This is a genomic window from Marinibacterium profundimaris, from assembly GCF_002210095.1.
In the GTDB taxonomy this organism is placed as follows: domain Bacteria; phylum Pseudomonadota; class Alphaproteobacteria; order Rhodobacterales; family Rhodobacteraceae; genus Marinibacterium; species Marinibacterium profundimaris.
In genome coordinates this window covers 25,374-37,592 of sequence record NZ_AQQR01000023.1, presented here as the reverse complement: position 1 = coordinate 37,592, position 12,219 = coordinate 25,374, and the positions used below count along the sequence as shown (strand labels likewise).

At 66.9% G+C, this 12,219-nt stretch carries 10 protein-coding genes; 8 read left to right on the top strand and 2 right to left on the bottom strand.

The features are described 5' to 3' along the window. Positions 1-427: 427 nt before the first annotated feature. Positions 428-1,465, top strand: coding sequence for a CAP domain-containing protein (locus ATO3_RS24905; RefSeq protein ID WP_158218071.1), 1,038 nt, complete (start codon positions 428-430; stop codon positions 1,463-1,465). Between the two features lie 122 nt (positions 1,466-1,587). On the opposite strand, the gene ligD is transcribed toward ATO3_RS24905, so the two are convergent. Beyond that, the gene (gene ligD, locus ATO3_RS24900) at positions 1,588-4,023 is read right to left on the bottom strand and encodes a DNA ligase D (RefSeq protein WP_088652581.1); all 2,436 of its coding nucleotides are present in this window, start codon (positions 4,021-4,023) and stop codon (positions 1,588-1,590) included. Continuing rightward, entirely contained in the window at positions 4,020-4,844 is an 825-nt protein-coding gene (gene ku / locus ATO3_RS24895) for a non-homologous end joining protein Ku (RefSeq protein WP_088652580.1), read from the bottom strand. The genes ligD and ku overlap by 4 nt, the downstream gene beginning before the upstream one ends. Positions 4,845-5,115: 271 nt before the next feature. Between ku and ATO3_RS24890 the strand changes: the two genes are divergently transcribed. The 7 genes from ATO3_RS24890 to ATO3_RS24865 are packed head-to-tail and all read left to right on the top strand — an operon-like array spanning position 5,116 to position 12,181. After that, the gene (locus tag ATO3_RS24890; protein WP_158218070.1) at positions 5,116-6,597 is read left to right on the top strand and encodes a glycosyltransferase family 2 protein; all 1,482 of its coding nucleotides are present in this window, start codon (positions 5,116-5,118) and stop codon (positions 6,595-6,597) included. Beyond that, positions 6,597-7,580, top strand: coding sequence for a glycosyltransferase family 2 protein (locus tag ATO3_RS24885; protein ID WP_158218069.1), 984 nt, complete (start codon positions 6,597-6,599; stop codon positions 7,578-7,580). The genes ATO3_RS24890 and ATO3_RS24885 overlap by 1 nt, the downstream gene beginning before the upstream one ends. Further along, entirely contained in the window at positions 7,577-8,647 is a 1,071-nt protein-coding gene (locus tag ATO3_RS24880) for a glycosyltransferase family 4 protein (protein ID WP_088652577.1), read from the top strand. Before ATO3_RS24885 ends, ATO3_RS24880 begins: the two co-directional genes overlap by 4 nt. Further along, a complete protein-coding gene (locus tag ATO3_RS28915; protein ID WP_158218068.1) occupies positions 8,637-9,770 on the top strand; it encodes an acyl-CoA dehydrogenase family protein in 1,134 nt (377 codons plus the stop codon). The genes ATO3_RS24880 and ATO3_RS28915 overlap by 11 nt, the downstream gene beginning before the upstream one ends. Beyond that, entirely contained in the window at positions 9,763-10,464 is a 702-nt protein-coding gene (locus ATO3_RS24875; protein WP_158218067.1) for a PIG-L deacetylase family protein, read from the top strand. The genes ATO3_RS28915 and ATO3_RS24875 overlap by 8 nt, the downstream gene beginning before the upstream one ends. Next, the gene (locus ATO3_RS24870; protein ID WP_088652575.1) at positions 10,461-11,042 is read left to right on the top strand and encodes a class I SAM-dependent methyltransferase; all 582 of its coding nucleotides are present in this window, start codon (positions 10,461-10,463) and stop codon (positions 11,040-11,042) included. Before ATO3_RS24875 ends, ATO3_RS24870 begins: the two co-directional genes overlap by 4 nt. Beyond that, positions 11,039-12,181, top strand: coding sequence for a glycosyltransferase (locus ATO3_RS24865; RefSeq protein WP_088652574.1), 1,143 nt, complete (start codon positions 11,039-11,041; stop codon positions 12,179-12,181). Before ATO3_RS24870 ends, ATO3_RS24865 begins: the two co-directional genes overlap by 4 nt. Positions 12,182-12,219: the final 38 nt, after the last annotated feature.

The window sequence follows — 12,219 nt, the reverse complement described above, 5'->3', positions numbered from 1 at the left end:
CTCGTATTTAGCACGTGGGGAGCCGCCATTGCGCGTACCCTGTGCTTGCTTTGGATGAGATCATTTCAGGACGGCAGAGCCTGTTTGCGCAACCCTCATGGTCGAAAAAGCGGCGTCGAGGCGAAAGGTTCAGTAGGGCTGACGCGTTCATGGCTATAAACCATCCACTCGGCCCGCCCGCGTCTTCTTCCCCTATTGGCACTTCCGGACCCATGCTGTGACGACTGCAGAGGGGCGCTGATCGAGGATTGCCGTGGCACATTCGCGAGGAAGTGGTGCTCGCGCGAGAGGTAGGCAGACTGGTGCTGGACCGCAGACAGTCGCGCCGAAGACACCGGCGGCATGGACCATTTCACATCTGTCAATGCTGCCGCCGGGGCTGGAACAATGGTGCCGTCGTTCTGTTCCGGCCTTCGAGAGTTTGCGCATGGAGGACAAAATGGAAAAGCAGATGTGGTGCAATCCGTTGCGGGTTTCGGGAACTGGCGGCCAGACGGCCTTGGCACGGAATCGTATTGCCAGCTGGAACACGACGGCGCAGACCTTGCGACTGCCAAACGGGGCTGCCCTTGCTCTCCTTCTCGGATTTTTGCTGCTCATTGGCAGCCAGATGGCCCGTGCCGAGGATAGGGCTGCCCTGCGCGATGCAGCCCTGCAGCACGTCAACCAGTCCCGAACCGACGAAGGGCTACCACCCCTCGAGCCGGGGGCCAGCCTTGACGAGGCGGCGCAGAAACACGCTGAAGACATGCTGAAGCGCGGCTATTACTCCCACACCACGCCCCAGGGGGATGGCCCGCGCGACAGGTTCCTCGATGCCGGGGGAGGGGAGTGGGAACGCGTCGCCGAGAACATCGCGAGATGTAGGAACTGCGGTGCGCTCGACCGCGAACGGGTGGCGACATTCCATGAGGGCTGGATGGACAGCCCCGGGCACCGGGCCAACATCCTGAGCGAGGGGCTGGCGCGGTTCGGTTTCGGCGCCGTTGCGTTGGACGGGCGCATCTACGCCGTCCAGACGTTCGCCGGACCCGGCAATTCCCGAGGCCGGGATGGCACGGAAATCGAAGCCGGAGGTGCCAGTGACATCGCGCAAGAGGTGCTGAACGCAGAACGAACCCGCGCAGGTGTAGCGCCCGTCAACAGGAGCCCCGCCCTTACCGAGGCGGCCATGGAGGCGTTGCCTGCGGATCTTGGCGGAATGCGGATCGAAAGCCTCGATCCATTCGGGACATTTCCGCAGGAACTGCGCGAGTTCGGTCGGTTGCAGGCACTTGTCAGTGAATGCGGCGGCTGCGGCACGGTCGCGACAGCGGGCGATGTCCGGGCGTTTCTCGGCGACTGGCTGGAGGCACATGGTCGCCGGGTAAGCCTTCTCGACGGGGAGACAACGCATCTGGGAATGGCTCTGCGCAGCGACTGGGAAGGGCGCAAGGTCGCGTTGTTGCTGTTAGGGACGCGCTGACTCTGATCTCTTGGCGCTGCAGGTGCTCTGCGGCTTCAACTGTTCCGCAAGACCACTGCATCAAGCGGTAAGGCCCCCGGGACGCGCAAGGCAACCACGGCGGACGTCGTGGGGCGGACCGGTCAGGATTTGGACAAGTCTTCGAGCGCTCTTACGGCACCTTTGCCGATGCCCCGCGGTTCGACCTGGTCGAGCGGGCAGGGTCGGTCCAGCCGGGCTTCGACATCGGCGGGATGGAAGGTGTCGGGCCGCTCGAGATCTCCCAGCTCGTCCCAAGTGAGCGGCAGGGCCACCGCGGCGCCGCCGCGGGCCCGCAGGGAATAGGGCGCTACCGCCGTCGCGCCGCGTTCATTGCGGAGCCAATCGATGAAGATCCGTCCCTTGCGTTTGGCTTTCGACATGGTGGCAGTGTAGCGGGCCGGATCGCGCGTGGCGAAAATGGTGGCAAGCACGCGTGAGAAGTAGGTAACGCTGTCCCATTCCGAGATCCGACGCAAAGGCACGATCACGTGCACGCCCTTGCCCCCGGTGACCATCGGCACAGAGGCGAGCCCGCAGGCATCGAGCGCGGCCCGGACCTCTCCGGCGGCCCGCTTCACGTCGGCAAAGTCCAGCCCTTCGTCCGGATCGAGGTCGAAGACCATGCGGTCGGGCCGGTCGAGCCTGTCGCGCGCTGCACCCCAGATGTGGAACTCGATCGTGCTCATCTGTGCCGCGCCGATCAGGCCGCCGGGGGTCGAGACATACATGTAATCCTCGGTACCGCCGTCCTTTTCCTCGATCGGAATGGATCTGATCCCGTCCGGAAAGCCCTTGCCCGCGTGCTTCTGGAAGAAACAGTCGCCGGAAATGCCATCGGGACAGCGCAGGAGCGACAGCGGCCGGTCAGCGACATGGGTCAGCATCCTGTCCGCCACCACCTCGTAGTACCGCGCCACGTCGCCCTTGGTCAGCCCCGCATCGGGAAAGACCACACGGTCGCTGCTCGAAACCTTCACCCCGCCGATCGTCGCATCGCTGTCGATCTCGGCTTCCGCCTTCGCACTCACGTTGGATGCCTCCTTGTCCTGGCGCAGGCCCTTGTAGACCCCGTGGCGGATGCGGCCCTCGGCGGTGAACTCGGTGTACTCGACCTCGGCCACCAGCTTAGGCGTCACCCATTGTGCGCCATCGGCTTCAGGGGGCAGATCGCCGTCGAAGGGCGGTGTCTTGCGGGTGATGCTGTCGAGCGCCGCGTTGAGTTCGGCAAAGTCGTCCGCGTCGAATCCGGTGCCCACGCGGCCGCGATAGACCAGCCGCCCGGCCTCGTGGCTGCCCAGAAGCAACGAGGCAAAGGGGCGACCGCGCTTGTCCGAAGGTGCCCGGCCGGCGATGAAGAACTCGGCCCTGCGGATGCACTTGGACTTGATCCAATCGCTGCTGCGACCGGAGCGGTAGTGTGCATCGCGGCGCTTGGAGATCAACCCTTCGCCCCCGGCCTGGCAGATTGCATCAAGCGCGGCCGCACCCTCGCCTTCGATCACCGGGCTCAGGCGCAGGGGGCCGCGCGGAGGCAGACCGGAGAACAGGCGTTCGAGCGCGGCGCGCCGGTCCGAGAGCGGCTGGAGGGTCAGGTCCTTGCCGTCGAGATGCAGCAGGTCGAAGGCGTAGCAGGTCAGCGGACCACCGGATTTCAGCGCCTTTTGGAGGGATGAGAAATCGCCACCGCCGCCGCCCGCGATCACCTCGCTGTCGATCAGGGCGGCATCGCAGGGCAGGGCGGTGACCGAAGCGCAGAGGGCTCCGAAGCGGTCGGTCCAGTCCTTGCCGTTGCGGGTGTAGAGCCGTGCGCCGCCTTTGCCGAGCGCGATCAGGCAGCGATAGCCGTCGAACTTGGCCTCGTGCTGCCAGCCTTCGCCGCCGGGCGGGGCATTCTTCAGCGTGGCCAGTTGCACCTTGTGAAAGCGCGGGCGTGGCTTGCCATGGTCGGCCGGATCGGCGGCGGGCTTGTCGGCGGCGATGGCCCGCATCGCGCGCCCGGTGCTGACGCTGGTGCGGTGCCGGTTGATCAGCGCGTCGGCGCTGCGTCCTGCGAAATCGTCGCGCTCCTTGATCAAGAGCCAGTTGTCGCGTTTCTCGCCCTTCCTGGCGCGCATCCGTACCAGGACCCAGCCGCCCTTCATCCGCGCGCCGTGCAGGCGGAAATGCAGCTTGCCCTCTTTCAGGCCCTGCGCCGGATCATGCAGCGGCTCCCACCAGCCGCTGTCCCAGAGCATCACCGTGCCGCCACCGTATTCGCCCTCGGGGATCGTCCCTTCGAAATCGCCATATGCCACCGGGTGATCCTCGGTCCTGACGGCCAGGCGTTTCTCGGAGGGATCGGCCGAGGGGCCGCGAGTCACGGCCCAGGACAGCAGCACGCCGTCCCATTCCAGCCGGAAATCGAAATGCAGCCGCCGCGCGTCGTGCTTCTGGACAACGAAAGACAATCGGTCGCCCCCGGCCTCGACCAGCTCGGCGCGCGGCTCCGGCGTGACGCTGAAATCGCGCTTCTCGCGGTAGCGGTCGAGCGTGCTCATGACGCCTTCTTCCGGCTGCGGCCGGACCCCTGCTTGCCCTGCTTCAGGCTCTTCTTGAGCGCATCCATCAGATCGACGACATTCCCGGCCTCGGCGCCGTCCGTGTCGCCGGCCCTGGCGCGCGGGGTTTTCTTCGATTTCATCTCGGCGTCGATCAGATCGCGCAGCGCGGCGGCGTAATGATCTTCGAAGGCGCCGGCATCGAAGGGCGCGGATTTCTTCTCGATCAGCTGGGTTGCGACCTCGAGGAGTTCGTCGTCCGAAGCGGCATCCTCGATACTGGAAAATAGCGGGTCAGCGTCGCGTATGTCCTGCTCGTAGTGCAGGGTTTCCAGAAGGATGCCATCGCCGCAGGGCCGCAGTGCGCAGAGGTATTCCTTGCCGCGCATGGTCAACTGGCCGAGACCGGCCTTGCCGGATTTACGCAGCGCGTCGCGAACGACGCGGTAGGCATCCTCGGCTAGCTCATCGGTGGGGACGACGTAATAGGGCCGGTCGAACCAGATCGGTGCGATTTCGTTGGTATCGACGAACTGAACCAATTCGAGGGTCTTCTTGGTTTCCAGTCGGATTGCGTCGATCTCATCAGGCTCAAGCAGGATGTATTCGCCGTCATCGGTCTCGTAGCCCTTCAGGATATCGTCATTTTCGACCGGACCGACGCCCTGAACGGTCTTCTGGTAGCGGACTGGCTCGCCCGAGGGGCCATGGATCTGGCGAAAGGAGACGCGAGAGCCTGAATTGCGGGCCGAATGGATCTCGATCGGGATCGACACGAGCGAAAGCCGCAGCTGGCCTTTCCAAATCGCTCTCGACGCCATCGAAGTACCTCCTCGTCAGCCATGTTCTTGTACCGGACACGGTGCACCGAAAACGCGAATGGCGCGGGAAAGTTTCCGCAGGCCGGCCGGCTTTTTTGCCGGAACATTTCTTCGCAAGCGCTGTTTGAGGCTGCAATTCCCAACCGACAGCCGGAGCAAGATCCGTTCTGGCGCGTCCCCCTTCAGGAAATGTTGCGATGTGTTTTTGCAGTCATGCCGGCCATTCCGCCGTTTCGGTGTTCTGCCGCGCGTTCTTTTGGCGGACGGTACGATGAGCCGGTCGTCGGGCCTGTTCGTCCTGGTCTTTCTCTCCGCGCTGGTCTTTCCGGCGCTTGCTCTCCCAGCCGTCCTCCTGGCTGCAGCGCTGCAGATGATGTCGGCGCTGATCCGGCTGACTGCCCGCTTGCGATCGGGCCGTCCGACGGAGCGGGTTGGCGGGCGTGGCGGGCGGTCGGTCTTCTCGGTGCACCTGGCCATTCGGAACGAGCCGCCCGATGTGGTGCTGCGCACCATCGGAGCGCTCTGCGGCCAAGTCTATCCCGCCGACCGCTTCGAGATCATCGTCATCGACAACAATACCTCCGATCCGGCACTCTGGCAGCCGGTTCGGGATCGGACGGCGAATATGCGGCTGGTCAGTTTCTACCATTTTGACCAGGTGGACGGTGCGAAGGCCGGGGCGCTCAACATCGCGCTGGAACGGACGGCGGCGCATGCCACCCATGTGGTCACCATTGATGCCGATTACGTGGTCGAACCGGATTTCCTCCAGCGCGCGGAATGTGCGCTGGAGGGCGGGCGCCATGATTACGTGCAGTTTCCGCAGGCCTATGCCCGACCTGCGCCCGCGGGCGGCGGGCTCGACCTGGAATTGGCGGATTACTTCAAGACCTACGCCCGCCGCGCCAGCCGCGACGAAGCCGTTCTGCTGACCGGGACGCTGAGCGTCATCGACCGGACGGCGCTGGCCCGGGTCGGTGGCTGGTCGGGCGCCACGGTGACCGAGGATGCCGAGCTGGGTCTGCGGCTTTGCCTGGCGGGATACAGCGGGCGTTATGTCGAGGACGTGGTCGGCAGGGGGATGATGCCGCTGACCTTCGACGCGTTGGCGAAACAGCGCTTGCGCTGGACCGCCGGCAATCTTCGGACGCTGCTTCATCATCACCGGCGCGATGCCCTGCCGGCATGGCGCGGAACACGGTCGCGGCAGCGGCTGCTGATCCTGTCGCAGCTGTTGGCCTGGCCCAATGCAGCGCTGGTTCCGGCCGCCTCGCTGCTGGGCTCGAAATACGGCCCTGCCCTCGCCGTTCCGGGCACTGCGCTGCGTCCGATGCTCGAGGGCCTGTCCTCGCTGACGATCCTGCTGGTCTTCACGACTTCGGTCACAAGTGTCGTCGGTGCGGCGTTGCGTGAACGGTGGTCATTTGGCGATGCCGCCCGTGCGGTGACGACGCGGCTGGCCCTGGTGCCCGTGTCGGCGCGCGGAGCCGTCGAGGGCGCGCTGTCTCGGCACATCCGCTTCGTGGTGACCCCGAAGATCGCAGCCCGCGCTGGCTTCGCAGGCGGGCTTTGCGATCATGCGCTGCTCTTTGCCGCCGCCGCCGTGCCGCTCTTGTGGGGCCAGGGTCCGGGCCTTCTTCCGGGGCTGGGATGTCTTGCCCTTATGAGCCTCCTGCCGTTGGGCCTCGCCGCTGCTGCAGACATCAAAGCCTATCGCATCTCGTTGACATCTCAGAGGGAGGGAACCGCCTAATGGAACCGCTGGTCAATATCGTCATTCCGACATTCAACCGCGCGCATCTGATCGGTCAGGCCGTCGAGGCGGCGCTCGGGCAGAGCTATCGCAATCTGGTGGTCACCGTGGTCGACGACGGATCGACCGACGCCACGCGAGACCGGCTTTCGTCCTGGTTCCCCGATCCGCGGTTCCAGTACATTCAGCTGGCCGAAAACGCGGGCACGGCGCAGGCCAAGAACGTGGGCCTTGCGCTGACCGCCGCCGATGCCTGCACCTTCCACGATTCCGACGATTTGCCGCACCGCGACAAGGTCCTGCGCCAGGCGCGGGTGATGGCCCAGCCCGCGATCCATGCTGACGCCTGCTTGAACTGGGGCTCGGCAGGGCGGGAGCCGGGATCGCGGGTGGATATGGGCTGCGTGCTCACCCATCACGAGCTGCTTCTGCCGGATGGCCGTCGCGTGGAGATCTCGCGCAGCCTGTCGCTGGTCGACGATTTCTTTCCCAACCTGCAGATGGGCTCGACTGTGCCGGGCGACTGGACCCATGTGAACTCGGGGCTCTTCCGCGTGTCGGTCTTCGCCCGCCTGGGCGGGTTTTCCGATTGCATCGAAGAGGATCGCGAATTCCGCAACCGGCTGATCATGGCGGGCGAGGTGGTCTGGGTCATCCCGGAGCCCCTGCTGACCAAGATCGAGACGCCGGATTCTCTGACCCAGTCCGCGGCATCGGATTACGACAGCGCCCGCCGCAAGGCCGACCGTCAGGCCGTCTGGGACAGCGTCGCGCGCTGGCGTGCGTCGGGCGAGGTGCCGCCGGTGCCGGTGGATCTCTCGGGGGTCAGCATCGGTTTCGTCAGCAATCCGGCCCTGCTCGCCCGGTCCGGGGCGCTGATGACCAAGGGGACGCGCGACCGGGTTGATATGTGGGTGCGCCGGCTTGGTCCCGCCAGAGCCGCAGACCGGGCAGGCACCGCTGAGATCGGTGAAACGGCATGACCCGGGTGATACTGGTCGATCCCTGCTGCCCCGCAGGTTATACGTTGGCGTCGCTTGGGCGCGATCCGCTTGGCGGCACCGAGTCGACCGTGCTTCGCGTGGTCGGGGCGCTGGCCGACAGCTGCGCCTTCACCCTTTACCAGGCGGGTCGTGGCCAGGCAGAGCAGGACCGGATGGTACGGTACCTGCCTCTGCCGCACCTGGCGGACGTCCGGCTTGACGATTGCGACGCGCTTATCGTGATCAACGCCTGGAAGGTGGCGATCAAGCTCCGCAAGCGGTTGCCGCAGCGCCGGATCATCCTATGGCTGCACAATTATCCGGGACGCCACAACCGCAAGATGGGACCGGCCTTGGCGGCCGCGGGGATCGAGGTGGTCTGTGTCTCGCGCGCCCATGCCATGCGGCTGACGGGGTTTCTGAGCACCACGTGCGCCGCGCTGCCCGATATCGGGTACATCCACAACCCGATCGCGGACGATCTGCAACCCGACGCGACACCGGTGGACCGCAATCGCCTGCTCTTCGCCAGCGCGCCCCACAAGGGCCTCCGGCAGGTCTACGAGAGCTTCGCCCGGTTGCGCCAGGCGATGCCCGAGCTGGTGCTGGAGGTCGCCGATCCGGGCTACCAGAGATGGGATACCGGCCGCGTGCCCGACGGCGTGCGGGTGCTGGGCACGCTCAGGCATCCCGATCTCGTGGACCGGATGCGGGGCGCGCTGTGCCTGTTCTACCCGCAGACCGAATTCGCCGAGACCTTTGGCCTGGTGATCGCGGAGGCCAATGCGGTGGGCACGCCTGCGCTGGTCCATGCTGGGCTGGGCGCCAATGACGAAGTGGTGTCCTCGGGCGGGCAGTGCATGGATTGCGGGGATGTCGAGGCCGTGGCCGGACGGATCCGTAAATGGCGCGAGATACGCCCCGAGGTGCGGGGGCGGGAACAGTTCCGCTTGAGCATTGTTCGACAGAGCTGGGACCGGCGGCTGAGCTGCGCCCACCATGACGACAAAGAGTGGCCGAAGCCCACAACCGCATCCCGCCAGGAAGGAGACGCCCATGTTGCCTGACACGACCATGACGGTCCGCACCCAGGTGCCGCCACGCACCGCAACCCCGGTGCAAGGGCTGTCGAAGGACATGCTCGTCGCGCTTTCGCGCAACGCCCGGGCTGAGGACCGCGCGCGGATGGATATCGGCGCTTCGGTCGCGCTGCTGAGGCAGTCCGGGCTGCTGAGAGCAGCATCGCAGGTGCAAGGCCGCGCCAACACCGCCGGGGCAGTGCGCTGCCTGATGCTGCTCGCGCAGGCAAACATGTCGGTGGCGCGGCTCTACGAGGGCCATGTCAACGCGGTGGACCTGGTGCATCGCTTCGGCAATGCCGACCTGCAGCGGCGCGTGGCTGCCGAGATCGACGCCGGCGCGCTGTTCGGGGTCTGGGGCGCCGATGGGGACAAGCCCGCGCGGCTCGCAGCCGACGGGCGCAGCCTGACCGGCGGCAAGCGCTTCGCCTCGGGGCTGGGCCATGTGACGCGCGCGATCGTCACGCTGGGAACGGGTGCCGATGTGCGCCTTGCCCTGGTGGACGCCGATGCGCCTGACCGGCAGGACCTGGCCGGGTGGTCGATGACGGGAATGCGCGCCAGCGTTTCGGGCAATTTCGATCTGTCCGGTCTGGACCGCACGGCGTTTCAGCTGTTCGGGGCGCCGGGAGATTACCATTCCGAGCCCGGGTTCGTCACCGGCGTCTGGCGGATTGCCGCAATCCAGCTGGGCGGGACCTTCGGCCTGCTGGAGGCGGCGCGGCAGCGGCTGCGGCAACTCGACCGGCTGGAGTCCGATGCCCAGATCGCACGGTTGACCGGGATCCTGCAGCGTGCGCTCGCCGGGGTCGGGCTGGTCGAGCGAGCGGCGGAGGTTGCCGTCAGCTCGGACGGGATCGTGGATCCGGGGCGGGCGGTTGCGCTGTCGATCCTGGCGCGGCTGGAGACCGAAGAGATCGGACAGGCCGCCATAGCCGCCATCGAGCGTGGGATCGGGCTGCAGCATTTCGATGAAGTCAGCGACACCGGCCGGATCGCGCGGGATCTCGCGGTCTACATGCGGCAGGTCGCACGCGATGCCTTTGCCCAGAGGGCAGGGCGAACCGCCTTCTGTGCCCAGCACGATCTGCTGGAGCTCTGGCATGGATGAAATGAAGACGCGCGAGAGTGTCGGACGGATCCTGCAGGACCGTCCGGTGATGGTGCTGGCGCCCCATCCCGATGACGAAAGCCTCGGCTGCGGCGCTCTGTTGTCGGCCGCGTTCGACAGCTTGGGCGCGCATGTGGTCTGTGTGACCGACGGGCGGTTCTCGCACCCCAATTCGCGCATGTGGCCGGGCGACCGGCTGGCAGCGCGGCGCGAGGCCGAACTGCATGAGGCGGTCCGGATACTGGGCGGTGGCCCCGAGGCGGTGACATTCCTGCGGTATCGGGATTGCCATGCGCCGGTCGATGGCGCCGAGTTGACCGATGCCGCCGGGCGCATCGCGGCGCTCTGCCGGACGGGCGGTTTTGGCACGCTGATCGCGCCAGCGCCAGAGGATCCGCACAAGGATCACGTCGCCGTGGCCAAGCTGGCCCGCGCTGTCCATGCCATGTGCCCCGGATTGCGGCTCTACGATTATTCCGTCTGGTCCCGCTGGCACCGGTCATGGCCAGAAACTCCGGCCGAGCTGCACCTGGACACCGCGCCATGGCAGGCGCGCAAGGCCGCCGCCATCGCAGCCCATCGCAGCCAGCTGGGGCTGGTGGTGCAGGACGATCCGGAGGGGTTCATCATGACCGCCGACTTCACCGATTTCTTCGCGCGGTCCCCTGAACGTTTTCGGGAGGTGCGCGGATGAGTGGCGTCGATCTGGCCCATCTCCAGGGCCTCTATGCCCAGACCGGCGATCCCTGGCATTTCCGGACCAGTGGCTACGAGCAGGCCAGGTTCGATGCCACCCGGGCGGCTTTGGCGCGCGACAGCTATCGCGCGATCCTGGAACTCGGCTGCGGCAACGGCGAACTGGCGCGGCGGCTCAGTCCGCTGGCCGGTCGCTATGTCGGTCTCGACGCCGTGGACCGCGCGGTGACCGAGGCGCGGGCGGTGGTCCCTCGGGGCGAATTCCACCGCGCCTGGCTTCCCGGCCCTCTGCCCGCCGGTCGCTTCGATCTCATCGTGGTGTCAGAGGTCCTCTATTTTCTGGATCGGGCCGGCATAACCGCGTTGGCCAATCAGATCGCCTGCACCTGGCCAGGGGCCGAGATCCTCTCCGTCAACTACCTGGGACCCAGCGGCAACGCGCTCCAGGGCGGCGAGGCGGCGGATATCTTCGCGCGCTGCCTCGCGCCGCGCTTTGCCGTCACCCTGAGCCGCGCCACCCGCCACTACCGCATCGACCGGTTCCAACCCCTTCATTCAGGAGACACCGCCGCATGACGTTCCCGACGCTCGACAAGGCCGCGCTGGCCATCCTCTGCTTGACCATGCCGCGTCCGACCAGGCTGCGGCGCGTCACTGTTTCCGGCGCCACTTCGGGTGCAACCGCCGCCGTGGTGATCCCGGCGCTGAACGAGGAGCGCCGGATCGCGCGCTGCCTGCGCGCGCTGGCGAGGCAGGCGCCCTCCGAGCGCTTTGGCGTCATCGTTGTTGCGAATGACTGCCGGGATGCGACGGCGGCGGTCGCGCTCGAGACCGCGCGCGCAATGGCGCTGCCGCTCTGCGTGCTCGAGGTGGAATTCGGCGGCCGTGGCAATGCCGCCCTGGCGCGCAACTTCGGCATGGGCGCGGTGGCGGGGGTCATGCCGGAGGCGTGCAGCCTGCTGACCACGGATGCCGATTGTGTGGTCTCTGGAGACTGGGTCGCCAACAGCCTCGCGCATCTGCGCCGGGCCGAGGCGGTCTGTGGCCATGTCATCCCCGATGCCGAGGAGTTCGACAGGCTCCCGCAGTTCTGCCCTGAGCGGTCTGCGGCGGAATACGAGTATCTGCGCGCCTCGCTGGAATTCGAAAGCCTGATCAGCCCGGATCCGTTCAATCCCTGGCCGCATCACGGGCAGGCACCGGGCGCGAGCCTTGCGTTCCGGCGCGCGGCGTTCGAGGCCATCAGCGGATTTGCCGACATGACCTGCGGCGAGGATCGCGACATCGTGCTGAGGCTGCGCATGGCCGGGCGCCCGGTGGTCTTTGCGCCGGATGTGAGCGTGACCGCGTCGTGCCGGCTGCAGGGCCGCGCGGTGGGCGGCATGGCCGATGCCCTGGCGCGCGTGCTGGCCGATCCTGCGTCGCCGGTCGATGAGAGCATATCCCGCGCCACCTGCCTGATGCAGCGCGCCGACAGGGCGCTGCGGCGCGGCGAACCGTTCCGCTTTGGCGCTCCGGTCGCGCCGGGCCAGCGGCTGCGGCCCTGCGATCTGCCGCCGGAGCTGACCCGATTGCGCCGCGTCAACACCGCGCTGGCGGCCATGTCCGCGGCGAAACGGCCGAAGGCCCTGTCGAAGATGCTGGGCAGCCTGCCATCCCGTGCGGCCCCGCATGCAACCTCCCTGCCCGATGCCCGCCTGCCGGCGGCCGAATGAGGCAGGGGCCTCCAACCTCCCATCCAGTCGAGAAGGTG